This window comes from Pseudobacillus sp. FSL P4-0506 (assembly GCF_038003025.1).
In the GTDB taxonomy this organism is placed as follows: Bacteria; Bacillota; Bacilli; order Bacillales; family Domibacillaceae; genus Pseudobacillus.
The window spans coordinates 1,449,979-1,473,144 of sequence record NZ_JBBOOI010000001.1 but is presented as its reverse complement, the minus strand read 5'-3'; the positions used below and the strand labels follow the sequence as shown (position 1 = coordinate 1,473,144).

The following is a 23,166-nucleotide window of genomic DNA, read 5'->3' as shown; positions in this document are numbered from 1 at the left end:
CACCTCCACTGTCATTATACAGGAAAGATTTTTAAGGAACGAATGCCTTTCCTTTTTTTGCACTTGTTGGTATTTATGATGTAGCTATTATACTTTTTTCCGGTAAGGCATGTATGGAGGAAGCGGTGTATTGATAACGGATAGTGGAATCTCAAGCGACTCTCCCATTTGGATATCATAAGGAGTAGTTAGCTGATTGGCTCTTTTCAAATCCTCTACTGACAAACCGTATTGTTCTGCAATGTATTCAAGCGACTCTCCTGAATCAACTTGATGCTCCCTCCGAATTTTCTCTACTCTACAGGCAGCTTGTTTGAAAGTTGGTTGCTTAGAGAGCGGATCTGTAAAATCAGCTGTTAATTCGTTCGCAGCTTCTTTTTTCTCCCAGCTGCCAAAATGAAAAGGTACAAACACTAATCCCTGCTGAACAACATCCCCTATCCGTGCTGGTACTTCTATCCATCCTCGCGGAGAAGAAACACGAACAACTTCTCCTTGCACAATTGCCCATTTTTTCGCGTCTTCTGTATTAATTTCGACATACCCGTGCTGGGCTGCCATTTGCAAGTGCGGGGAGCGCGCTGTTTTTGTCCTTGTATGCCAATGCCAGACGAGCCGTCCTGTTGTTAACCAGGTTGGATAGTCTGAAGTTGGCTGCTCGGCTGGCGGTATATAGTGAGTCGGATGAAGGATGGCACGTCCTTCCGCTCCTTTTCTCTCAAACTCTGTTTTTGTTAATACCCGGCCGGTGAGCTGATCCTTGCCAAAACTTTGGGCGTCATCTGTAGTCGTATGGAAGACAAATTCAGAATAAAGGCGCACAGTCCCAGGAGAGTTTTCATCCTTCACTGGCCAGCGCAGCCCGTTTTCCTTCTCTAATCTTTCATAAGTGATTCCTGTCATATCACATGGTCTGCCTTTAGATATTTTCTTGAACTCTTCAAAACACTCTTCAGGAGTTGTATACGAAATCAACGACTGACCGTCTCTGTCTTTAAAATCCATCCGCTTGGAAAAGTCTAAAAAGATGTCAAAGTCTGACTTTACACCTTCTGGCGGTTCAACTGCTTTCCGAAGAAGGTTGATCGTACGGTCCGCATTTTCCATCGTTCCTTCCTTTTCTCCCCACAAGGCCACAGGCAAAACAACATCTGCGACTGTGGCTGTTTCAGTCAAGAAAGCATCCTGAACGACAACAAAGGTACTCGCGAGTGCTTTCTTCGCACGCTGACGGTTTGGAAGGGAAACAAGTGAATTCGTACCTATATTCCAAAATAGGCCGATTTCTCCGTTTTCAATCATGGAAACTTGTTCTTCAATCCCTTTTTCTGGGCCAACTGGGAGCGTAGCTTTATCCACATTCCATAATTGAGCCATTTCCTCTATATGTTTAGGATTTGCAGGATTGCGGTGTGCTGGATAGGTTCCTACTCCTCCCGCTGTTCGGTTCGCCGATGAACTTGGCTGTCCGGCCATATGTAGTGGCCCGCAGCCCGGCTTGCCAATTAATCCGCGGATTAAATGTAAATTATTAATAGCTACACAAGCCGTAGTAGCATCTGCGCTCTGGTATGTGCCCTGAAGTGTAGTAGTAACAAGTGATGCAGATGTACCTAACTTCTCGATAGCTTTCTCTAACTTTGCTTTCGATATTCCAGTGGTATCTGCTGTTTTTTCGAGTGTCCACTCCTTCAAAGATTCTGTCATCCCATTAATGCCAATTGTGTAAGCATCAATAAACACTTGATCGACATATCCTCTTTTGACAATTTCGTTAATGACCCCATTTAATAGGGCCACATTCGTTCCAGGATATAGCTGCAGATGCAAATCTGCTTCTTTTGCTGTTAAGGTTTTTCTCGGATCCACCACAATTATATAAGGCTTCCCTGTCTTTTGCTTTCTTTCCATAATCCTTTCAAATAAGACCGTACCTGTTTCCGCAAGATTATGACCAAACAGCATTAACGTATCTGTTTCATCGATGTCATCAAAGGAAGCCGGCGTCCCATCTGCACCGAAAGACTGCAACAAACAAAATTCTGTTGTCGCTGTACAAAGGCGAGTATTGGCATCAAGAAGGTGGGTCCGTAATCCAGCCCGGCCAAACTTAGCGATTGTATAGTAATCTTCTAAAAACCCCTGTCCTGTCGAATAAATAGCCACGCTGTTTGAGCCGTTCTCTTTGAGTGTTTGTTTCGCTTTCTTCACAATGAGATCCATTGCCTCATCCCAGGAAGCAGGCTCCAGATTTCCTGTTTCGTTGCGAATTAATGGAGTCCGCAACCGGTCGGGGCTATTGTTCGCATACCATTGATTCTCTCCTTTTGGCCCAAGTCTTCCTCTGTTAATCGGATGTTCACTATTCCCTTTGATACCAACGATTTCTCCGTCTTTTACAGCTGTATAACAGCCGCAGCCTACCGAGCAAATATTGCAGGTGCTATACACCCACTTCTCCACTTCTCCCTGGCTGTATATGTTCATGTCTACCCGTTCTTTTTCCCAAGCCATATTTGTTCCCCCTAGCGAATTATGGGAATATAAAAAGATGGAATCACATACTTTATATTCTCAGATCCATAGATTTTTTCGAGCTCCATTGCCGCCTCTTCTAAATGACGTTTCATCTTCTCCATAACTGGAGTTAGTCTTTCCGCTTCTTCTTCGGAAGGGAGCTTCATCCATTTATTCGCTCTCTTCCATGAATGAAAGATTGGAGAGGCTACTTCATGGTCATGATAAACAATACTGATGAATTCTTTTACCTTTTCTAATTCAATTTCTTCACTTCCTAATTGCGGCAAAAGCTTGTCCAATGTTTCTTTTTGTTCGTCTAGCAGCTTTTTTAACAGAATTAAAAGCGAATGGTCAAACGGCGCCACCCCACTTTGCAGCTGGCAATTACATTCAGATATTTCAAAAAACAACCGATGCAACGTTGACATTGGCCTCCTCCTTTTTGTTCCTCTTCTCACCGCTTTTCCCTTTCCAAGCCCTTCCTGAAAAAACTAGACAGGAAAGGCTTAAATTACTGTTACCACTTAGCAAAGAATATCTCCTAGTTTTTCTGTTAACTTCATATTCTCACTGTAATCTACTGGACAATCGATCAGCACTGGCTTATGAAGAGAAATCGCCTGTTCGATAGCTGGTTTAAGCTGTCCTGCACTCGTTATTTCTATCGCTTCAAACCCATAAGATTTAGCCAGTTGAATAAAGTCCGGATTGCCAAATTTAATATTGGATGACCGGTTAAATCTGCTAAGCTGCTTCCACTCTATTAATCCGTATCCTCCGTCTCTCCAAAGCAAAATAACAATAGGCAGATTTAATCTCTTTGCCGTTTCTAATTCAGCGCTTGACATCTGAAAGGAACCGTCTCCGCATACAGCGACAACATTTCGCTCAGGACGCACCATTTTGGCAGCGATTGCCCCGGGAATAGAGACGCCCATAGAGGCTAGTCCATTTGAAATCAAGCAAGTATTCGGCTGGTACGTATGATACATTCTCGCTATCCACATTTTATGTGCTCCAACATCAGAAACAAGAATGTCCTCTTCTCCCAAAACGGAACGGACATCTGAAATAATCTTTTGCGGCTTTACTGGAAAGCTTTCGCTGTCCTTATATTCTGCCAACTCTGCCAATGCATTTTGGCGCACATCTGCAACCCACTCATGGTTTCTTCTTGTAGAAGAGATAGCAGTGCCTAGTTCTTTTAAATTTTCATCAATGTTTCCGATTACATTCAATTTGACAGGATAATGAGCATCTGTTTCTGCCTCCTGGGTATCAATATGCAAAATAGGCACTGATCCTTTAGGATTCCAATTCTCCGGCGGATATTCAGCCATATCAAAGCCTATCGCAATGATTAGATCGGCTTTTGTAAAGCCGCATGTAATGTAATCCTTCCCAACTAATCCGGCTGTCAGCAAGCTTAAATCATCGTTCCAGGGCAAGGCCCCTTTTCCCATAAATGTATGGACGACCGGAATAGATGTTTTGTTCACAAATGAACGCAGACTGTTTGCCGCATGTCCTCTTGCAATTCCATTTCCGGCTAAAATAAGCGGACGCTTTGATTTTTCTATTAAACTAACTGCATCCTGGATCACCCGTTCACTGGCTTCTGACAAAGTATGATCCATTAAATTTAATGGGAATGCGCTGACCTCCATAGCGGCAATATCTTCAGGAAGATCGATATGTGTAGCTCCTGATTTCTCTTGAGTGGCAACTCTGAATGCTTTCCTGACTACCTCCGGAACAATTTCTCCTGCTTTGACCTGAGTGTTCCACTTGGTAACAGGCTTGAATACAGAAACTAAATCGTAGTATTGGTGGGACTCTTTATGCTGGCGACTCAAATCTGCCTGGCCGGTAATGGCAACCAATGGACAATGATCCATATTGGCATTAGCTACACCTGTTAATAAATTGGTTGCTCCCGGGCCTAATGTGGATAAACAGACACCAGGCTTGCCGGTGAGCCTTCCATACGTCCCCGCCATAAATGCTGCACTTGTTTCATGCCTCGTAACGATAAATTCAATATGTGAGTCAAGCAAAGCATCCATAATATCAAGGTTTTCTTCACCTGGCACTCCAAAAATATATTCTACCCCTTCATTTTCAAGACATTTGACAAATAACTCAGCAACTTTCATTTGCCACACCCTTTCTCATTCAGTTGATAGAGAGATCCGATTTACCGTTTTCACCACAGGATAATTATTTTTTTATGGCTGAATGGTTTCCTTTCTCCTTTTCCACTAGGATTGCCGAATAAACGAAAAGATACGTATCATCAAACAGGCTTTTTTTAAAGTTTTATATAGCGATTTTTCTTTACCGAAGGGAATCTGTTACTATTTAAAGGAAGGAGGCGTTTGAATGAGACTTATTTCTCTTTGTCCGAGCAACACAGAGGTGATGGACTTTCTCGGTTTAACGTCCCAGCTTATCGGTGTGGATGATTATTCCGACTGGCCTGCTGCAGTAAATACTCTTCCCCAGCTCGGCCCGGATCTTGATATTAATATGGAAAAAGTAGAAGCCTTGCAACCTGATTTAGTTATAGCATCGCTGAGCGTACCGGGGATGGAGAAAAATGTGGAACGCTTAAGAGCCCGAGGAATTCCACATATTGTGACTAACCCGCAGTCACTTTCTGAAATAGGAGAATCTATTGAAGAAATAGCAATGGCATGCGGCATTCCTGATGAGGGAAAGATGGTCGCCAAAAGATATCGGGAGCAACTGAAGCAGTTTCGTGATGCTGCCTCTCTCATTAAAGCCCCCCCTTTTGTATATTGGGAGTGGTGGCCAAAACCAGTTTTTACCCCTGGAAATGTGAACTGGCTAACAGAGATAAGCGAGCTGGCTGGCGCCCGGAATATATTTGCAGATAAAAATACAGCTAATTTCCAAACGGACTGGGAAGAGGTAAGAAAGCGGAATCCTGATTTTATTTTGCTTTCCTGGGTAGGGGTTCGCACAGAAAAAATTAACCCGGACGTTGTGCTGAAACGGCCAGGATGGAGTGAACTTTTCGCTGTAAAGCAGCAGCGCATTGCTGTTATGGAAGAAAGCTTTTTCTGCCGGCCATCGCCACGCCTTATTAGTGGTCTCGAAAAATTAGCAAAAATGATTCATCCAGAAGTCTTTCAAACTATTGAATTAGATCCTTTATTTCTTGGAAAAGACAGTTTGGTTCATCGATTAGATGAGAAATGAAGGGCACAACCGAGAAGATATGAACGATAGATAATAAAAAAGAAACATAGACAAATAAAAAACGGCCTGTCATAGGGCCGTTAAAACATTTGATATCCTTTTTGCCTTAAAACTCTCATTGTCACGCCCGATGTCAGTGCACCGATAAAGCCGCTCCCTAAAATGATGATGTCTGGCAGTTTTAAAGAAACTGCTCTTGTTCCTAAAGTACTGAATGCTTCACTCGCATTAAAGATATAGTCAAATGTACTGATTCCATCCACAATGGCAATCGTTACGAGCGGATAAAGAATCGCCATGATCCAAGTCATTCGAAGGAGCATATTGAGTAAAAAGCCAATACCGAAAAAAAGCACGAAAAACAGTAAAACCGAAACGAGTAAAACGGCTACATGCATTCTGTTTCCCCCCTAAATCACTATTGAATAGTGTACTCAATTCTACTGAAAACGTCAACTATACTAGCAATAACAGAGATCTGTCTTCAGACCCTATAGATATCTCTCTTTGATATGGGTTTAAGCGAAAAAGGAGATTGATCGTTTTTGAGGAACATGATATATTATCAGAAAATTCTAAACGGAAGAGGGGGACGATATATGTCAGTCCAAACAAAAACAGAAACATGCAGCTACTGTGGAGGCCAGGGCTATTTCCAACTACTGCTAGGCGGTTCAGAAACATGCCCAAGTTGCAAAGGAAAGCAGCAGCCAAAAACAAAATAAAAAAAAGGCCAGCTGGAAGCTGGCCTTTTTTAGCACAATTAAATAAAGTTAAATTTACCTTTTTTCAGTACAAGTGATGGGCCGCCAATCATGAGCAAAGCACGGTTGTCGATCATTTTCTTCATAAAGGATGCTTTTGTGCCTGTTAATTTCTTACCAAACACCACACCAATGGCATCGTCATCACCTAAAGAACATACTGTTCCTTTAATATCTGGTTTAAACGTTTCTAATTCGCCTCCTCCGCCTCTAACAAGCTTCACTAAGTTGCGGGCACAAACTTCACCTTGCTGCATCGCAATTTGAGCTGTTGGTGGGTATGGACGATTTGTTTCTTCATTGATAATAAGTGAAGAATCTCCCAGAACAAAAATGTTCTCATGTCCTGGAGCACGAAGGTCAGGATTTACTTTTACGCGGGCACGCATATTGTCAATTCCTGCTTTTTCAATGACGCTATTGCCACGAACACCAGCCGCCCAGATAACTGTGCCAGCTTTGATCTCTTCCATCTCATTTTCGCCTTTAGCCACTTTAATGCCATCCGGTGTAGCCTCTTTAATGGCTGTACCAATTTTAAATTCAACACCTTTTTTCTCAAGCAAAGCGACGGCATATTGCACAAGCTCAGGATCAAATCCAGGAAGAACCATAGGCGCTGCTTCCACACAATAAATGCGTACTTTTGCATAGTCAATGTCATATTCACGGCAAAGCTCTGGTACACGGTTTACCAGCTCACCAAGGAACTCAATACCAGTGAATCCAGCGCCGCCAACAACGATTGCCAAGCGCTCTTCTTGTTTCTCTACTTCAGTTGCATATGTAGCAAATTGATAGTCAATGTGCTCACGAATTTGACGAGCTGCGTTCACATTAGAAATAGTGAAAGCATATTCTTTCAAGCCTTGAATACCAAATGTTTCTGACTCGCCACCCAATGCAAATACTAGGTAATCATAATCCACTTCACCAGTATTTAAGATGACTTTCTTTTCATCTGTTTTAATGTCTTCTACTTCTGCACGAATAAATTCGACTTTACTGCGGTTGATCACACTGTCAACATCATAACGAACACGGTCATGATGAAGCGTGCCTGCAGATGCTTCATGCAGCCAAGTTGTTTCATAATGATAGTCATTCTTATTTACAAGAACGATATCTGCTTCCTCTTGTCCTAAAGTTTTTTGAAGACGTGTAACCGTCATCAATCCACCATAACCTGCACCTAGAACAACAATTTTTGGTTTTCTCATAATATTCCCTGCCACCTTCTGCACATATTTTGCGAATGTCTCGCTTGAATATTTAATAGTCTGCCACTTATTCGTTGAAAATGTGATGTTTTTCACGAATAGTTGTAAAAAAACACAATAAAAATTGTCATGAAGTTTTAACAAAGCTATATCTAGTTCAATAATATGCTTTTTATACTGCTTTTTCAAGACATTTAACTGATTTCATTGAATTGCTTTTCGTTATTATTCCTCCCGTTTTTTTTGCCCTCAAAAGGGTAAACTATTTAATAAAATTTCCTTAAGAAAAGGGTGATTTCCATGAACGTACTCGTTATTGGTGCAGGAGGACTAACCGGTAGAGAGATCGTAAAGCAACTAGCCCAAAGCAACCAGCATCTTGTCCGGGCGATGATCCGCAAAGCTGAACAGACAGACGAAATGGAAAATCTAGGAGCAAAAGCCATTCTTGCTGATTTAGAACAGGACTTTAGCTTTGCTTTGAATGATGTAAATGCAGTTATCTTCGCAGCTGGTTCCGGCTCATCAACCGGTTATGATAAAACCATTGCCGTCGACCAGGAGGGGGCAAAGAAAACGATAGACTTTGCAAAAGAAAAAGGCATTGAGCGGTTTATTATGCTTAGCTCTATGGGAACAACTGATCCCGAGGAAGCCCCTGCCTCCTTGACACCTTACTTGAAAGCTAAAAAGGCGGCTGATGAACATTTAATTAAAAGCGGATTAAACTTTACAATTGTGCGTCCTGGCGGGTTAACTAGTGACCCAGGAACCGGAATGATCGACCTGTCTACACGTTTTTCTCCGCTGGGCGGTACCATTCCCCGTGAAGATGTAGCTCAAGTATTAGTGGAAGCATTGACCACTAAAGAAACCGAAAGAAAAGTATTTGAGATTATTAGCGGCTATACCCCCATAAAAACAGCGTTGACAAGAATATGAACAAGAAAAAGCGCCACAAAGCAGGCGCTTTTTTTTTGCTTAATAGCTGGTTGTTTCATATTTCCAGCGGAAGTGTCCAGCGATGGGCGACGTGTAGGAAGATAATTTAATTTCTGAGGCAAAAGGCGGCGTATTATGAATTAAATATGGAATCCCATCTTTTGCCCGCTTATCAGAAATGATACCGATATGGTCTACTCCCTCTAAGTAAACCACGATATCACCTGGCTGCCATTTCGCTAAGTTTTTCGGATTATCCGGCATCAATTTTGTAGTTAAAGGCTGCGTAAACCGTTGGAAAAAAACGTGCTGATTAGGAACTCTGCGAAAATCAATATTAGGATCTGGCTTTCCATTCACTCGTGGATACAGATAAGGTTGATCATGAATATCCTTGTCCATCAGATCTTTTAGATTGATATTGACTCCTTTTAATCCTCTCCAAATGACATCGGTACATACACCTTCCCTATCCGGTGGATATCCCCCTTCATAATAGGCACTTTTGTACAGTGTCCGTCCTTCTGCCTCTTTTCTAGCTGCATTGACTATATCAATGGGATCGGCAACACCATTGGCATTTCGATCAATCCTTACATACTCCTCCTCTATGATTACTTTCTTCATGAATGGATGAGTGATATCGATACCTGCCATATCGAAAATCAGCCCATTTCTAAACAAAAAAGCAAAAAGCAGGGCACTCAACAATAACACCATAAAAAAGACGATAAAGAATTTATTCAAATTCATTTACCTCACATCATGGAAGATCGATTGATTAGATCTTTCTTTATTAAAAAAGAAACTCCGTTTTACTTTATACAAGTGACCTGCCCTTTGGTCATCTCCACTAACTCTGCTGGCGTTAGTCGGAACACTGCTTTAGGATGCCCTGCAGCTGCCCATATTTCTCTGTAATTTAATAAATCCTCATCAACAAGAGTAAGAACTGGCTCAGAATGTCCGAGAGGCGGAACCCCACCGATAACAAAACCTGTATGTTTGCGTACATAATCCGCATCGGCTTTTCCTAATTCTTCATTTAAATAGTCGCCAATCAATTTTTCATTAATGCGATTGACTCCACTAGCTACAACTAACAATGGACGATTTGAATCTTTCAGCCTGAAGATGATTGACTTGGCAATATGAGCGACTTCACATCCTATCGCGTCTGCAGCTTCCTGTGCTGTTCGCGTGCTATCAGGCAGCTCCACAACTTTATTAGAATATCCGATTTCTTCTAGTTTATCTTGAATCTGTTGTGCACTTTCTTTAAGCTGAGCCTCCAAAGCGCTTCCCTCCGTTTATGTACCTCTTTCATGGAATAATTCTGTATTAGCTACGGATATCCTTCTTTTATTAGCCATTAAATCTACTAAGTATATGACACGCCATAGTCCCCTTGAAGAATACCTGTATATACAAAAAGCGGCCTCTCTTAACACTCTCTTTATCAACTGTTAAGAAAGACCGCTAAACCGCTGGATCGCGGCTATTTATGTGATTTTCTATCTTGTATGAGCTTAACCAGTAGCTTTTTCCTCAAACTGCTATTAACAGTTCTCCGGCTTGCCGGCATTTGCCGCTGTACGGAACGATGAGCCACACCCGCATGACGCGATGGCGTTCGGATTGTCAATGGTAAACCCGCCACCCATTAAAGATTGTTTATAATCAATAACTGTTCCGTTCAAAATGGGTGCACTTTCTGGATCAACAGCTATATCAATTCCATGTTGTTGCAGCTTAATGTCCTTGTCTTTGATATCACGGTCAAATCCCATGCCATAGGATAAGCCGCTGCACCCTCCGCCATGAACGGTTACGCGCAAAGTGGCTCCCTCTTCCTCATTTTGCTTCATCATTTCCTTTATCTGAAAAGCAGCAGCTTCTGTGATCTTCACTATTTCTTGACCTTGCAATGGAACCCCTCCATTCTTTCATCATTATTATTAGTATATACGCGAAAAAAAACCTTCTCAACCAATCAGCTCGCGAAATTCATTAAAAATTCATCAAAAAGATCAATAGACGTAGTTCTTTTTGCATAAAAGAGTTATAATTAATTCAACATTATGAGTAGATAGACTTATAAAATGGATTAGGAGGCAGTTGATATGGAAAACCTTTCTCCTCTTTACGAAAAACAAGAAACATGTCATCTATGCGAGCGTACATTTTCATCTATGAAATTAAGAAACCGATTTGTCAAACTCTCAGGACAGGATACAGACTTAAAACCCATTTATGAGGACCCTGCAATGAATCCGCTGCTCTATAACGTGAAAGTGTGTCCACATTGCGGCTATTCCTTTACAGATGATTTTTCAAAATCTTTTCCTCCCCGTGCGAAGGAGATATTAAAGGATAAAATTTCGAGCAACTGGGTTTCTCAGGATTACGGAAACAAAAGAACCGTTTACCAAGCTATTAACAGCTATAAACTCGCCTTCTATTCTGGTTTTCTAAAAAAAGAAAAGCATTTAACGATGGCCGGTCTTGCCCTTCGTATAGCCTGGCTTTCTAGAGATTTATCTTCATCAGAGGAAGAGCGGTTTCTAGCACTTGCGGCTGAACAATATGAAGAAGCTTATTTAAATGAAGACCTAACGCTAACCCCCATGTCGGACGTAAAAGTCATGTACCTGTTAGGAGAGTTGCATATACGGATTGGGAAATGGAATGAGGCCGTAAAGTACTTCTCCAAAGTGATTGAGAAACAAAGAGAATCAAACGAAAAACAGCTTATCGAAATGGCGCGGGACCGCTGGTATGAATTGCGTGATGAGATGAAAAAGAATGAAGCAAGCGCAAGCTGACAAACAGATTTCGCTGTCTTCCAGCGACAACAAAAAGGAAGGGGGAATGAAACTCACTCTCATGTCCCTCTTCCTTTCTTATTTAAAACATAGGATTTTCCTCTAAATACTCGTATATATTGTTGACTAGGTCCTCCGGTGTTTCTCCGTCAACTGGCTCGCCATTTACGAGTGCATATAAGCCTTCCGCACATCTTGTACAATAGCCGAGACAGCCATATTCAATCACATCAATATTAGAATCCCGCTCTAATATTTCAAGCGCTGCTTGCGCGCCGTTCGCCAGATTGCTGATGCAAAATTCAATAATCGGTTTCATTTTTGTTCACCTCTGCTTTTTATTTTACTATCCTTTGTGTCCGGAGAAAAGCGGAAAACTTTAAAGCGAAAATGTATGATCTCTGTTGTGAAAAACGCTGTATTTAGATATACTCAGGATGGCAGACAAAAAAGATGTGAGTCTTTTCACAATCACTTTAAGAACTCTAAAATTTCAATACATACTGTATAGAAAGGAAAATCTCGATGAAGAATTTAGTGTTGCTTGGCGGCGGCTATGGTAACATGCGTGTGTTACTCAGGCTGCTTCCAAATCAATTGCCTGAAGATGTGACGATTACATTAGTAGACAAGTTTCCATATCACTCTTTAAAAACAGAATACTATGCTCTTGCAGCTGGAACGATCTCTGATCAGGAGGTCCGGGTTAATTTTCCTGAACATCCCCGTTTGAACTTGCTATTTGGTGAAGTAACGAGCATTGATTTAGAAAATAAGCAAGTTCTTATTAAAGATAAAGAGCCCGTTGCTTACGATGATCTTGTGGTTGGCCTTGGCTGTGAAGATACTTATCATAATGTGCCGGGAGCCAAGGAATATACACATAGTATTCAATCTATTGATAAGTCGCGCCGGACTTACCAAACGCTGTCCAATATGCCAGCTGGATCAAAAGTTGGAATTGTTGGAGCAGGGTTGAGCGGCATTGAGCTGGCGAGCGAGCTTCGTGAAAGCCGGCCGGACCTTGAGATTATATTATTTGACCGCGGACATCGCATTTTAAAAGATTTCCCAGAACGATTGAGTAAATATATTCATAAATGGTTTGTTGATCATGGAGTGGAAGTAGTCAACAATGCCAACATTACAAAAGTTGAGCCACATACACTTTATAACCATGATGATGCCTATCCGATGAATGCTGTTGTATGGACAGCTGGCATTCAACCAAACGAAGTTGTCCGTGAAATGCCAGTCGAGAAAGACCGTTCCGGACGCGTTAAACTTTCTCAATACCACAACTTGCCAACGGATGAGCATGTGTATGTAGTCGGTGACTGTGCAAGCCTTCCGCACGCTCCAAGTGCCCAATTGGCCGAAGAACAAGCGGAACAGATTGTTCAAGTTCTCTTGAAACGCTGGAAAGGGGAGGCTCTTCCAGAAGAATTACCGGAAATAAAGCTTAAAGGAATTCTTGGTTCACTCGGCAAAAAACAAGGCTTCGGCTTTGTAGCTGACCGGGCCATTACTGGCCGGGTAGCCCGCTTCTTAAAATCAGGCGTTCTCTGGATGTATCGCTACCATAACGGATAAGATAAAATAATAATAGAAAAAAACATGAGGAAACACTTGATATATCGAGGTTTATAAAGAGGGCTCCAAAAACCAAAAATAAAATATCGGGCGGGTTTTGGGCGGGTTTTTAACCCGTCCTTTTTGTATCAAAATAATACAGCTAGTAGTGTTAATATGCCCAAAACAATTAGAATATCCTTTTCTCCATCTGATAGAAATTTCGTATAAACTAAATAGGTCCCATAACTTCCTTTCCTTTTTACCACTTTAATTTTTCTAACCGAGTTTAATGATGATTCCTCCGGTAGCTGTTCTTCTTCTGGAAGGAATCCCCCTTTCTCATCTCGGCTCCTTGGTAGACGCCTCTTTTCTGTTATCACTGACGTCCTCCCTCCTTTGTTCATCAGCAGCAGGCTTTATTACACAAAGAGTCTACAGACTTACCTTTGAATAAGGTTTCATCTGTAGACTCTGTACTTAAGCGACATAATCAAAAAACTTTCGTTAATCTAAATGAATATTGATCATATTAAATTCTGGAAGTATAAAATTGCAACTACCATCTGTAGAACTAGCCAGTAATTCATGAACTAGGTCACCGAATTCTATCCAATTGTCTGAAATTTCTCTGAGTAATTCATTTAATTTCGTTTTGGGGTAGTTTCTTTGTAAGAACTTATTTTTCTATTGAAATGGTTTTAATGTTCTTCCTAATTCCTTTTCAAATTGATAAGATTTCTCGAATGTATTTGAACCCATATATTTTACTGTTTTTTTTAAAACCTCTATATCATCACCTATACGAGCGAGTATGGTAACTACTAATACATTGTCAATATCATTATCTGTACTAGTTGCCATCTCCTCCAAAAAATCGAATATCCTTTGTAATAACACCCTATTTTCTTCCGTTTTCAGTTGTTCTAAAAGGAAAGGATTTAATACATCTCCAAAAATATTGTGAAGTCCAGGAAATTCACCTTCCCACAACTCAATCTCATTCCTATATATATCCTTGATTTCAGGTATAGCCTCCAGAAATGCTTCAATTATGTTATTAGAGGTCAACATTCGATCACCTTCCTACAAATTATTAGTAACTAAGCATCGTGGAAATATCCTCATTGATTGCAATACTCTTATTAAGTAAGGAAATGGAGTAAACTCTGTGATAATCATCTACTATATAATGTGTGAAACACCAATATTGAAGGTGGTTTATATGATCTTTACAGCAGGCTCTTATATATATCCCACGTATAATTTTCCTTGAGAGATTCCTTATAAATACTCTGAATATAGCATTCTTTTAGACTATTTTCCATTGAGTGCTCTTTTCAGCCTGATACGCTCCCTATTTGCAATTCTCCAATCATTTTTATTTAACTTTCCTTCTGCCATTAATCTTTCCAAGTTCCTTATTCTCTCTCTTGTTTTCTTTAGATGTGGTTTCCCTCCTACCCTTACTCCGTATTTAACTTCTATCTTTGCTGACGTTGCCAAACTACCGTCTCCTACTTTGCCTTTTGGGCGATATATTTCATTCAAGGTATTTCGAAGACCCTTGCTTTTCGCAAACTTTCGTGGTGGAGGGATTTTTCCTTTGTATTTTTTAGCAGCGTATTTAATACCTTTTTTCGCAACGTACTTAACAACGTAACGACCACCTGCATAGACAAGAACTCCTACAAGGGGATTTTCTCCATCCGAATCATCCAACATAACAGGGTTGTTTTGAACGTAAACATAAGAGTGTTGGCTAATTGGGGCTTTAGCTTCCCCTGGCTGTGGATCCACGGAGAGGAACACCCCATCTTTTGGCTCATAGTATCGTGCCATAAGATAATATAACTCCGTTTCATCATCATAACGGATAATACTGTATGGCTGCTTTAAACTTAAAGCAGCCATTTTTTGTGTCCCCTTTTTATTCCTCTGTTAGTATAATTCTGCCCCTTTTGAACATACTAACTCTATCTGCTGCTTACAAAGGGGGAAGGCTAAGATATGAGAAGAAGCAAACGTGATCTATCTGCATTTAACAGCAGCCAATTCGGCCAATTGATTGCTCAGTGTCAAGAATCAGCAGATTTTCTAACCTTTCAATTGCAAGATGATTCTCCTTTTTTCATATCTTGCTTCCAAACTATAGTAGATAAAAAAGTGTTTCATCAGGATGTTCTTAGCACGCTGAAAAAACATCACTTTGCTACTTTGGAAGAGATGAAAAGTGTTGTACCTGTAGAAGATATGACACTTACAGATGATATTTCCTCCATTCGAAAGCAGCTCATGCACGGAAACATTCTTGTCTATAAGCAGGAAGCCAAGCCAACCTGTCTGCTTATCCCTGCTTTCAAGGCAGAGAAAAGACAAATTTCTATTCCTGAAACTGAATACTCTGTTATCGGCCCAAAGGAATCCTTTGTCGAATCTCTGGATACGAATATTAACCTTATTAGAAAGAGGATTCCTATAACTGATATTCAAATAAAGGAATTCACTGTTGGTACGCTGACAAAAACTCGGGTAGCCGTCATTTATATTAAAGGAATTGCAGATGAAAAGAATGTTGATACAATCATTCAGCGCATTAGAGATATTAATTATGATCAAATAATTGATACTGCCTTTATTAATCAAATGATTTCAGATAACGTCAATTCTCCCTTTCCTCAGCTGATCGATACGGAGCGACCTGATCGCACAGCAAGTGTGCTTATGGAAGGAAAGATAGCCATCCTGGCAGATGGATCGGCAAGTGCTTTAACGGGACCTACTACCCTTCTGGAATTTTTCTCAGCGTATGAAGATTATTTAATCGTATGGAATTTGGGTTCAATTTTTCGATTGATTCGGATTTTCGCAGTTACTCTTTCCGTGCTATCGACGCCCTTATATGTGGCTATACTTACCTATCATTATGAGATGATTCCGCAAGACTTGCTGACTACGCTGGTCTCTTCGCGGGCAGGCATTCCCTTTCCCCCTATTCTTGAAGCGATCATTTTAGAACTAACCATCGAATTGCTAAGGGAAGCTGGGGCCCGTCTGCCGACAAAAGTCGGTCAGACGATTGGTATCGTAGGCGGGATTGTCATTGGAACGGCTGCTGTGCAAGCCGGCTTAACAAGCAACGTACTCCTCATCGTTGTAGCTTTAAGTGCGTTAGCGTCCTTTACCACACCTGTCTATCAAGTAAGTAATGCTATCCGCCTTATCCGCTTCCCTTTCCTATTCTTCGCCCAGCTTCTCGGGCTGGTAGGGGTTGCAGTTTGTACAGCTATTCTAGTCGCCCATTTGCTTAAATTAAGATCCATCGGTCGCCCTTTTTTGGAACCTGTTTATCCCCTGCGTTTAAAAGACATGAAAGATGCGCTCATTCGTCTTCCATTTGATAAACAAGTGACCCGTCCTCTGCAGATGCGTTCGGAAAATACCATAAAATTTGAGTCGTCATCCTCGCAGAAGAATAACCGTGATATTGATGAATAACTTTTCATGGAGGTGGTCGCATGCTGCAGTTACCATCTGAAGATAAAAAAGTCTCTCCCTACCTGGCTTTTTATATTGTCAATAGTATGCAGCTCGGAGTAGTGGCGCTCAGCTTCGAGCGCTTTATCGCCAAAGAAGCTGGTCATGATGCTTGGATTTCTGTGGTGATCGCAGGTTTTGCCATTGGCATTATCTTATGGATGACTTATCAAATAGTAATAAAAGGGGAAAATGATATAACGGTTATTCACAGAGATCTGTTCGGAAAATGGCTTGGAGGGTTGCTCACCCTGCTGGTACTTGCCTACATGATACTTATTTTTGTCGTTATTATGCGTTCTTACATAGAAGTCATTCAAGTATGGATGTTTCCTCATCTTCAAACTTGGTATATGGGTCTAATTTTATCTGTCCTTGTTTACCTTTACTTCGTGGGTGGGTTTCGGGTTATGGTCGGTCTGTGTGTGATAGGATTTTTTATGACTATTCCTCTGTTATTACTAAAAATTTTTCCATTAAGACATGCTCATCTCTCTTATATCCTTCCTGTGATGGAACATTCCCCTGCTGAACTTTTAGCGGGAGCCAAACAAATGGCGATTATCTTTACAGGATTCGAAATCATTTTGTTTTGTTATCCTTTCATAAAACAAGCGGCCCGTTCACAAAAATGGGCTCAACTCGGTTCTGCCTTTTCTACATTTATTTACTTATTAGCCGCCCTCGTTTCTCTTCTTTACTTTAGTGAAGGGCAGTTAGAAAGAACGATTTGGCCGACGCTTACTTTATGGAAGATTGCTGATTTTCCTTTTGTGGAGAGATTTGAATACGCGGGTATCGCCATATGGCTATTCGTTATGCTGCCAAACCTGTGCCTATATATGTGGGCCGTTACGCGTGGAATCAAACAATTGTTTTCTATCCAGCAAAAAAAGAGTGTAATTCCGCTGCTTTTTCTCACTGTCTGTGCTTCATCTTTGATTCAAACAGGGGTGCAAATCCGGCATTTTAATACCTTTGTAGATTGGATCAGCTTTTATTTTATTTTCGCTTACATTCCTTTTATTTACTTTTTCCAGTTGATCTGTAAAAAAATGAGGCGAAAGCAATGAAAACATTTTTATTCTACTTTGTTCTTATTATTATCTTGGTAGCTAGCTATAACTTGGAGAGCTATGTACTTGAAGATGTTCAAATTATGACCGTTACTGGCTACGATTATGTAGACAAAGATACAATAAAAGGAACAGTAGCCACCCCTTTTTATCCACAAGGCCAAAATGTCCAGCCAATTAATGTTTCCTTTACAGCAACTGGCCACACTGTCTACAATATCAGACAGGAATATCAAAGAGAGGCTCAGAAGAAATTGGCTGCCGGCCGCCTGCGCAGTTTTTTAATGAGCAAAGAATTAGCCGAGCATGGAGTGAAAAAAATTATTGATCCTCTTTCCCGTTCTACCTTTATTGGAAGGGATATGAAACTTGCAGTTGTGGACGGCAGTACAGAAAAACTCTTGACCGCTGACTATCCAAATGCACAAAGTTTATCTCGCTATCTTTCTGATTTACTGGAAGACAGTATCATCAAAATGGCTCCTACCACTGAATTACACACGTTTCTCGCCCAGCTTGCGGGATTTGGTCAAGACCCTTTTCTGCCTATTATTAAGAAAGAACACGAGCATATCCGTTATATGGGAGTGGCACTTTTCAAGGATGACAAATATGTCGGTGAGCTTCCTTTTAAAGACAGCTATATTTTCAAAATGCTTCATGAAAGCTTTCGACATGGGGTGTATGAAATAAAATATAAAGAGACCTACATTACTATTGAAAATCTCCGCTCTAAAGTCAAGTACAGTATATCAGGATCAAAGAAAAGTCCTGTAGTCACTATCTCTGTCTCATTAAAGGGAAAAGTACAGGATGCCTCCGGGCTTTCTCTGCATACGGCGAAGAAAGTACAGAATGTGGAAGAAGAGTGGAAAAGAGAAACGAAGAAAAGAGCAGAAAAAGTAGTTAAAAAGCTGCAAGAATTAAACACAGACTCCCTCGGCATTGGAGAGAGAGTACGGAGTCACTTTCGTCACTTCGATAAAAGTTCCTGGGAAGACCGTTATCCTGATATTCCTATCTACATTAAAGTGGAGACAGAAATCACCAATACAGGCATTACTGAATAAAAGAGACATCCAGAAGAACCTGGATGTCTCAACTTGCCATTAAAGGCCTAAAGAAATGTATTTAATTTCTAAATATTCGTCAATTCCGTAGTGGCTGCCTTCACGGCCAAGTCCGCTTTCTTTATAACCGCCGAATGGTGCTTGCGCCACAGATGGAAGCCCGTCGTTTAAGCCAACAATACCGTATTCAAGCCCTTCAGCAATTGTGATGGCCTCTGTAATATTCTCGCTGAATACATAAGCAGCTAAGCCATATGGTGAATTATTAGCACGCTCAATCACTTCATCCGTTGTTTTAAACGTAGCAATCGGAGCAAGCGGTCCAAATGTTTCTTCATTCATGCACAGCATGTCGTCTGTAACGTTTGTGATAACTGTTGGCTCAAGGAAGTAACCATTTACCCCTTCAGCTGTTTGGCCACCAGCGAGCACTTTTGCACCTTTTTGCTTAGCGTCTTCAATCTGGCTGATCACTTTATCTACTGCCTGCTCATCAATTAAAGGACCGATTGTTACGCCTTCATCTAATCCATTTCCTACTTTTAACTTCGCAACTTCTTGTTTAAATGCTTCTGCGAATTCGGCTTCAATAGATTCATGCACGTATACTCTGTTGGCACATACACATGTTTGGCCAGCATTACGATACTTAGAAGCAATCAAGTTCTTTGCTGCTTTTTCAATATTGGCATTAGCCGTTACGATAAATGGAGCATGCCCGCCAAGCTCAAGGGAAAGCTTCTTCACCGTATCAGCTGCACCGCGCATCAATAACTTGCCGACTTCTGTAGAACCTGTGAAAGAAACTTTACGCACACGACCGTCTTTCATCCATGCTTCACTGATTTGACGTGCGCTTCCAGTTACAATATTAATAACTCCTTTAGGAATTCCAGCTTCTTCTGCCAACTCTACAAGACGAATCGCTGTTAAAGGTGTTTGTGTAGCTGGCTTGATCATGGCTGTACATCCCGCTGCCAAAGCAGGACCAACTTTTCTAGTAATCATGGCTGCTGGGAAGTTCCATGGTGTAATAGCCGCAATGACTCCTACTGGCTCTTTTTGGACGAATAAACGCTTGTTTGGATGAGAAGCAGGAATTGTTTCTCCATAGATACGTTTTCCTTCTTCCGCATACCAGGAAATAAAGCTATTCGCATAGCCTACCTCACCAATGGCTTCCGCCAATGGCTTTCCTTGTTCTTGTGTCATTAGTTTGCCAATTTCTTCTTTATTTTGGTCAATTAAGTAGTACCACTTCATTAAGTAGTCCGCACGCTCGTTAGCTGTCAGTTTTGACCACTCTTTCAATGCCCCGTATGCAGCATCAGCCGCACGCTCTGCTTCTACTGTCCCTCCATCCGGAATTGTTGCAATTACTTCTTTAGTCGCTGGGTTAATGACTTCGATTGTTTTTTCTGTTTCCATCCATTCGCCATTAATGTAAATTTTCCAGTTTTTCATTTATTTCTCCTCCTCTTACTTTATTAATCTTTTATTTCTCCAATGTACTTTCTTACTTTTCTTGTAGCAGATGACTGACTAATGCCAAGTGCTTTGGCAATTTTATAAGTTGATTTATCCTTATTGTAAGCCTGGACGACCATTTTTCGCTCTACTTCTTCAATGACTTCCGGAAGAGTCATCCCTGCTTCCGTTATTTCCTGTTCAAACATATCGGCCGGTAAATCACTGAGGGTAACGACCTCATCTCCCGTTACAACGAGTCGTTCCACCATGTTTTCCAGTTCTCGAATGTTTCCTTTCCATTCAAAGCCAAGAAAAGCCTGAAGCACTTTCGGTGAGAAGCGGACGTTGCTTCCATACAAATGATTAAAGTAGTCCAAAAAATGATACGTGAGGGGAACAATATCTTCTTTCCGTTCACGAAGCGGTGGTACATGAATAGGTACAACGTTGAGACGATAATATAAATCCCTGCGAAAACTGCCTCTGCCTACCATATTTTTCAAATCTTTATTCGTAGCGGCAATAATGCGGATATCTAAAGAAATGGGCTGCCGTCCGCCAACCGGGCGAATTTGTTTTTCCTGCAGCACATGCAATAATTTTCCTTGAGCAGCAAGCGGGAGCTCTCCTACTTCATCCAAAAATAAGGTGCCGTGATTAGAAAGCTCAATCAATCCTTTTTTCCCTTCCCGAAAAGCGCCGGTGAAGGTTCCGCCTTCATAACCAAACAGCTCTGATTCAATCAGCTGTTCAGGAAGAGCAGCGCAGTTAATTTCATTCAGCGGCTGATCTCGCCGGTCACTTAGCTGATGAATCAGGCGAACAATCTTACTTTTGCCGACCCCTGTTTCCCCGAGCAAAAGCACAGTCGAATTCACCTTGGCAATCTTGCGGACAAGCAGCATAATTTTATCCATTTGCTCGCTTTTCGAGATTAATCCGTCAAATTCAAGCGGCTCTTTCAATTCCTTCTTATATGTAGCCAGCTCATCTTCCATTTCTTCAATTTTATTGCGCAGATGCATAAGTTCTGTTAAGTCGCGTGAGTAACTGATCACGCTTTTCAAAGAACCATCCGGATGGAAAACGGGCCTTGTACGCACATGAAAATAGCGGCCGGTACTGGCCGTCTGGAATAGCTCAATCGGCTGCAGACTTTCGATTACCTTTAATGTAGCAGAGGGATAAAAAATCCCCATTTTTTCTAAGTCTTTCACATGCTTGCCGACCAAGTCGCCAGCTGTTCGTTCATAGTTCTTTCGGCAAGTGGCATTCACACGAATGATGATACCATTTGCATCCGTAACTACAATTTCATCGAACGATGATTCGAAAATATCAAATAATTCATCACGCACAGGATCATGAGATGGGTTCATGACAAGCTTCCTCTCGAGTAATATTGCTTTTATTATAGCAAAAATTATCTCGAGAGATAAGCATGCCGTTTTTCCTTGTTACAACTTATGCTTGGACAGCCAACTGAGAAACAGCTGCTTCCAATGCTTCTTCTAAAATATCTAATCCTTCTTCTGCTTGTTCGTCAGTAATAACAAGCGGCATCAAAAGGCGCAGTACATTGCCGTAAGCTCCTGCACTCATTAACAGCAAGCCGCGGTCATTTGCTTCTTTAATAAGCAGGTTTGTTAATTCTTTGTTAGGCTCCTTTGTTTGACGGTCTTTTACTAATTCCATTGCACACATAGAGCCGAGTCCGCGAACATCACCGATTTCCTCATACTTCTCAGCCAGCTTGCGGAGTCGATTCATAACAGTCTCACCTAATTTTTCGCCGCGTTCATTCAAGTTTTCTTCTTCAATGATATCAAGAACAGCTAATCCGGCTGCACAAGCGAGCGGGCTTCCAGAATATGTTCCGCCAAGTTCACCTGGTGTAGAAGCATCCATAATCTCCTTGCGTCCGATTACACCACTGATTGGCAATCCTGCTGCCATTGATTTAGAAACAGTGATTAAGTCAGGTACTACATCAAAGTGCTCGATGCCAAAGTAACGGCCAGTACGTGCAAAGCCAGCTTGGATCTCATCAGCGATGAAAATGATTCCGTGCTTTTGACACTCTTCATACACAGCCTGAACAAAGCGTTTAGATGGAACGATGAATCCGCCTTCCCCTTGCACTGGTTCCATAACGACTGCAGCAATTGTTTCTGGAGCTGCATCATTAATAAAGAAATCACGGAACTGTTCGATAATCATATCTTCATATTGCTCTTCTGTTACGCCTTCCGGACGGCGGTAAGCATATGGATAAGGTGCTTTATATACTTCTGGAGCAAATGGGCCAAATTCATATTTGTAAGGTTTTACTTTGCTTGTCATTGTCATTGTTAATAATGTACGGCCATGGTAACCGCGGGAGAATGAAACAACGCCTGGACGTTTTGTATATTTACGGGCAATTTTCACTGCGTTTTCTACTGCTTCCGCGCCACTGTTGAAGAAGATGACTTCTTTTTCATGGTCTCCAGGAGCAATAGCCGCTAGCTTTTCAGCTAATTCAATGTATGGCTCATACATCATTACATTGAAGCCCGGATGAATGTATTGATCCACTTGTTTGTGTACAGCTTCTGTTACTTTTGGATGGCAATGCCCAACATTCATTACCCCGATTGCACCAACGAAATCAATAAATGTATTGCCATCCACATCATGAATCAACGCGCCCTCCGCTTTTTCAGCAAATGTCGGTACGCCATTTGATACGCCTTTTGGCACAGCATTTTGTCTTCTCTCTAATAATTTCTTTGCCTTTTCACCTGGAAGGCTGCCGTTTACCTTTGCAAATTTTCTTGTCATGATGTTTTACCCCTTTTCTTAAAAAATTACTTTCTACAACAATACTACTTGCAAAAATCGTGCCAACTTTAAAAAGGCAACAATACTCCTATTATTAGAAATAAACAGTCTTTTAATAAGTC

23 protein-coding genes are annotated in these 23,166 nt (G+C 41.2%); 8 read left to right on the top strand and 15 right to left on the bottom strand.

Annotation, left to right across the window (positions count from 1 at the left end; all coding sequences use genetic code 11):
• Positions 1-87: 87 nt before the first annotated feature.
• The 3 genes from MKZ02_RS07155 to MKZ02_RS07145 all read right to left on the bottom strand — a co-directional run bounded on the left by MKZ02_RS07155 (position 88) and on the right by MKZ02_RS07145 (position 4,676).
• Entirely contained in the window at positions 88-2,514 is a 2,427-nt protein-coding gene (locus MKZ02_RS07155; RefSeq protein WP_340852725.1) for a molybdopterin-dependent oxidoreductase, read from the bottom strand.
• Positions 2,515-2,525: 11 nt separating this feature from the next.
• Positions 2,526-2,948, bottom strand: coding sequence for a hypothetical protein (locus MKZ02_RS07150; RefSeq protein ID WP_142927222.1), 423 nt, complete (start codon positions 2,946-2,948; stop codon positions 2,526-2,528).
• A gap of 96 nt (positions 2,949-3,044) precedes the next feature.
• A complete protein-coding gene (locus MKZ02_RS07145) occupies positions 3,045-4,676 on the bottom strand; it encodes an acetolactate synthase large subunit (RefSeq protein WP_340852723.1) in 1,632 nt (543 codons plus the stop codon).
• A gap of 226 nt (positions 4,677-4,902) precedes the next feature.
• Between MKZ02_RS07145 and MKZ02_RS07140 the strand changes: the two genes are divergently transcribed.
• Positions 4,903-5,745 (top strand): cobalamin-binding protein, encoded by an 843-nt coding sequence (locus tag MKZ02_RS07140; RefSeq protein ID WP_340852720.1) that lies wholly within the window; start codon positions 4,903-4,905, stop codon positions 5,743-5,745.
• A gap of 80 nt (positions 5,746-5,825) precedes the next feature.
• Here the strand turns inward: MKZ02_RS07140 and MKZ02_RS07135 are convergent, their stop codons facing one another.
• Entirely contained in the window at positions 5,826-6,143 is a 318-nt protein-coding gene (locus MKZ02_RS07135; protein WP_120034187.1) for a YuiB family protein, read from the bottom strand.
• 201 nt (positions 6,144-6,344) lie between these two features.
• Between MKZ02_RS07135 and MKZ02_RS07130 the strand changes: the two genes are divergently transcribed.
• Positions 6,345-6,470, top strand: a complete 126-nt coding sequence (locus tag MKZ02_RS07130; protein WP_182917008.1) for a YuiA family protein — start codon at positions 6,345-6,347, stop codon at positions 6,468-6,470.
• Between the two features lie 38 nt (positions 6,471-6,508).
• Here MKZ02_RS07130 and MKZ02_RS07125 read toward each other — a convergent pair whose 3' ends face one another.
• On the bottom strand, positions 6,509-7,729 hold the full coding sequence (locus MKZ02_RS07125; RefSeq protein WP_340852717.1) for an NAD(P)/FAD-dependent oxidoreductase: 1,221 nt from the start codon (positions 7,727-7,729) through the stop codon (positions 6,509-6,511).
• A gap of 300 nt (positions 7,730-8,029) precedes the next feature.
• Here MKZ02_RS07125 and MKZ02_RS07120 point away from each other — a divergent pair, with 300 nt between their 5' ends.
• Positions 8,030-8,671, top strand: a complete 642-nt coding sequence (locus tag MKZ02_RS07120) for an SDR family oxidoreductase (RefSeq protein WP_340852715.1) — start codon at positions 8,030-8,032, stop codon at positions 8,669-8,671.
• Between the two features lie 39 nt (positions 8,672-8,710).
• On the opposite strand, the gene MKZ02_RS07115 is transcribed toward MKZ02_RS07120, so the two are convergent.
• The 3 genes from MKZ02_RS07115 to MKZ02_RS07105 all read right to left on the bottom strand — a co-directional run bounded on the left by MKZ02_RS07115 (position 8,711) and on the right by MKZ02_RS07105 (position 10,599).
• Positions 8,711-9,424, bottom strand: coding sequence for a DUF1287 domain-containing protein (locus tag MKZ02_RS07115; RefSeq protein ID WP_340852713.1), 714 nt, complete (start codon positions 9,422-9,424; stop codon positions 8,711-8,713).
• A gap of 62 nt (positions 9,425-9,486) precedes the next feature.
• A complete protein-coding gene (locus MKZ02_RS07110) occupies positions 9,487-9,966 on the bottom strand; it encodes a YbaK/EbsC family protein (protein WP_340852712.1) in 480 nt (159 codons plus the stop codon).
• 264 nt (positions 9,967-10,230) lie between these two features.
• Positions 10,231-10,599 carry a HesB/IscA family protein gene (locus MKZ02_RS07105; protein ID WP_120034195.1) on the bottom strand — a complete coding sequence of 123 codons (369 nt, stop codon included), beginning with the start codon at positions 10,597-10,599 and terminating at the stop codon, positions 10,231-10,233.
• A 195-nt stretch (positions 10,600-10,794) separates the two neighbouring features.
• On the opposite strand from MKZ02_RS07105, the gene MKZ02_RS07100 reads away from it, so the two are divergent.
• Positions 10,795-11,496 (top strand): DUF2225 domain-containing protein, encoded by a 702-nt coding sequence (locus MKZ02_RS07100; RefSeq protein ID WP_120034197.1) that lies wholly within the window; start codon positions 10,795-10,797, stop codon positions 11,494-11,496.
• A gap of 82 nt (positions 11,497-11,578) precedes the next feature.
• Here MKZ02_RS07100 and MKZ02_RS07095 read toward each other — a convergent pair whose 3' ends face one another.
• Complete coding sequence (locus MKZ02_RS07095) at positions 11,579-11,815, bottom strand: YuzB family protein (protein WP_120034199.1); 237 nt, start codon at positions 11,813-11,815, stop codon at positions 11,579-11,581.
• Between the two features lie 206 nt (positions 11,816-12,021).
• Here MKZ02_RS07095 and MKZ02_RS07090 point away from each other — a divergent pair, with 206 nt between their 5' ends.
• Positions 12,022-13,089, top strand: a complete 1,068-nt coding sequence (locus tag MKZ02_RS07090) for an NAD(P)/FAD-dependent oxidoreductase (protein WP_120034201.1) — start codon at positions 12,022-12,024, stop codon at positions 13,087-13,089.
• Positions 13,090-13,217: 128 nt separating this feature from the next.
• Here the strand turns inward: MKZ02_RS07090 and MKZ02_RS07085 are convergent, their stop codons facing one another.
• The 3 genes from MKZ02_RS07085 to MKZ02_RS07075 all read right to left on the bottom strand — a co-directional run bounded on the left by MKZ02_RS07085 (position 13,218) and on the right by MKZ02_RS07075 (position 14,982).
• Entirely contained in the window at positions 13,218-13,451 is a 234-nt protein-coding gene (locus MKZ02_RS07085; RefSeq protein ID WP_340852707.1) for a hypothetical protein, read from the bottom strand.
• A gap of 304 nt (positions 13,452-13,755) precedes the next feature.
• Complete coding sequence (locus tag MKZ02_RS07080) at positions 13,756-14,142, bottom strand: DUF7674 family protein (RefSeq protein ID WP_340852704.1); 387 nt, start codon at positions 14,140-14,142, stop codon at positions 13,756-13,758.
• 243 nt (positions 14,143-14,385) lie between these two features.
• Entirely contained in the window at positions 14,386-14,982 is a 597-nt protein-coding gene (locus MKZ02_RS07075; protein WP_340852701.1) for an RHS repeat domain-containing protein, read from the bottom strand.
• A gap of 96 nt (positions 14,983-15,078) precedes the next feature.
• Here MKZ02_RS07075 and MKZ02_RS07070 point away from each other — a divergent pair, with 96 nt between their 5' ends.
• Genes MKZ02_RS07070 through MKZ02_RS07060 form a run of 3 tightly spaced genes read left to right on the top strand, consistent with a single transcriptional unit; the run spans position 15,079 to position 18,751 of the window.
• Positions 15,079-16,566: a spore germination protein gene (locus MKZ02_RS07070; RefSeq protein ID WP_120034203.1), complete on the top strand. Its 1,488-nt coding sequence runs from the start codon at positions 15,079-15,081 to the stop codon at positions 16,564-16,566.
• 20 nt (positions 16,567-16,586) lie between these two features.
• Positions 16,587-17,678, top strand: a complete 1,092-nt coding sequence (locus MKZ02_RS07065) for a GerAB/ArcD/ProY family transporter (protein ID WP_340852699.1) — start codon at positions 16,587-16,589, stop codon at positions 17,676-17,678.
• On the top strand, positions 17,675-18,751 hold the full coding sequence (locus tag MKZ02_RS07060; protein ID WP_120034207.1) for a Ger(x)C family spore germination protein: 1,077 nt from the start codon (positions 17,675-17,677) through the stop codon (positions 18,749-18,751). The genes MKZ02_RS07065 and MKZ02_RS07060 overlap by 4 nt, the downstream gene beginning before the upstream one ends.
• A gap of 39 nt (positions 18,752-18,790) precedes the next feature.
• Here MKZ02_RS07060 and MKZ02_RS07055 read toward each other — a convergent pair whose 3' ends face one another.
• The 3 genes from MKZ02_RS07055 to gabT form a co-directional block, all read right to left on the bottom strand.
• Positions 18,791-20,215 carry an NAD-dependent succinate-semialdehyde dehydrogenase gene (locus MKZ02_RS07055; protein ID WP_340852696.1) on the bottom strand — a complete coding sequence of 475 codons (1,425 nt, stop codon included), beginning with the start codon at positions 20,213-20,215 and terminating at the stop codon, positions 18,791-18,793.
• Positions 20,216-20,238: 23 nt separating this feature from the next.
• Positions 20,239-21,600: a sigma-54 interaction domain-containing protein gene (locus tag MKZ02_RS07050; RefSeq protein WP_120034211.1), complete on the bottom strand. Its 1,362-nt coding sequence runs from the start codon at positions 21,598-21,600 to the stop codon at positions 20,239-20,241.
• A gap of 85 nt (positions 21,601-21,685) precedes the next feature.
• Positions 21,686-23,047, bottom strand: coding sequence for a 4-aminobutyrate--2-oxoglutarate transaminase (gene gabT, locus MKZ02_RS07045; protein ID WP_340856350.1), 1,362 nt, complete (start codon positions 23,045-23,047; stop codon positions 21,686-21,688).
• Positions 23,048-23,166: the final 119 nt, after the last annotated feature.

Coding starts and splice junctions, on each gene's coding strand:
- MKZ02_RS07155 (WP_340852725.1), bottom strand. CDS start 2,514: ATGGCTTGGGAAAAAGAACGGGTAGACATGAACATATACAGCCAGGGA.
- MKZ02_RS07150 (WP_142927222.1), bottom strand. CDS start 2,948: ATGTCAACGTTGCATCGGTTGTTTTTTGAAATATCTGAATGTAATTGC.
- MKZ02_RS07145 (WP_340852723.1), bottom strand. CDS start 4,676: ATGAAAGTTGCTGAGTTATTTGTCAAATGTCTTGAAAATGAAGGGGTA.
- MKZ02_RS07140 (WP_340852720.1), top strand. CDS start 4,903: ATGAGACTTATTTCTCTTTGTCCGAGCAACACAGAGGTGATGGACTTT.
- MKZ02_RS07135 (WP_120034187.1), bottom strand. CDS start 6,143: ATGCATGTAGCCGTTTTACTCGTTTCGGTTTTACTGTTTTTCGTGCTT.
- MKZ02_RS07130 (WP_182917008.1), top strand. CDS start 6,345: ATGTCAGTCCAAACAAAAACAGAAACATGCAGCTACTGTGGAGGCCAG.
- MKZ02_RS07125 (WP_340852717.1), bottom strand. CDS start 7,729: ATGAGAAAACCAAAAATTGTTGTTCTAGGTGCAGGTTATGGTGGATTG.
- MKZ02_RS07120 (WP_340852715.1), top strand. CDS start 8,030: ATGAACGTACTCGTTATTGGTGCAGGAGGACTAACCGGTAGAGAGATC.
- MKZ02_RS07115 (WP_340852713.1), bottom strand. CDS start 9,424: ATGAATTTGAATAAATTCTTTATCGTCTTTTTTATGGTGTTATTGTTG.
- MKZ02_RS07100 (WP_120034197.1), top strand. CDS start 10,795: ATGGAAAACCTTTCTCCTCTTTACGAAAAACAAGAAACATGTCATCTA.
- MKZ02_RS07095 (WP_120034199.1), bottom strand. CDS start 11,815: ATGAAACCGATTATTGAATTTTGCATCAGCAATCTGGCGAACGGCGCG.
- MKZ02_RS07090 (WP_120034201.1), top strand. CDS start 12,022: ATGAAGAATTTAGTGTTGCTTGGCGGCGGCTATGGTAACATGCGTGTG.
- MKZ02_RS07080 (WP_340852704.1), bottom strand. CDS start 14,142: ATGTTGACCTCTAATAACATAATTGAAGCATTTCTGGAGGCTATACCT.
- MKZ02_RS07075 (WP_340852701.1), bottom strand. CDS start 14,982: ATGGCTGCTTTAAGTTTAAAGCAGCCATACAGTATTATCCGTTATGAT.
- MKZ02_RS07070 (WP_120034203.1), top strand. CDS start 15,079: ATGAGAAGAAGCAAACGTGATCTATCTGCATTTAACAGCAGCCAATTC.
- MKZ02_RS07065 (WP_340852699.1), top strand. CDS start 16,587: ATGCTGCAGTTACCATCTGAAGATAAAAAAGTCTCTCCCTACCTGGCT.
- MKZ02_RS07060 (WP_120034207.1), top strand. CDS start 17,675: ATGAAAACATTTTTATTCTACTTTGTTCTTATTATTATCTTGGTAGCT.
- MKZ02_RS07055 (WP_340852696.1), bottom strand. CDS start 20,215: ATGAAAAACTGGAAAATTTACATTAATGGCGAATGGATGGAAACAGAA.
- MKZ02_RS07050 (WP_120034211.1), bottom strand. CDS start 21,600: ATGAACCCATCTCATGATCCTGTGCGTGATGAATTATTTGATATTTTC.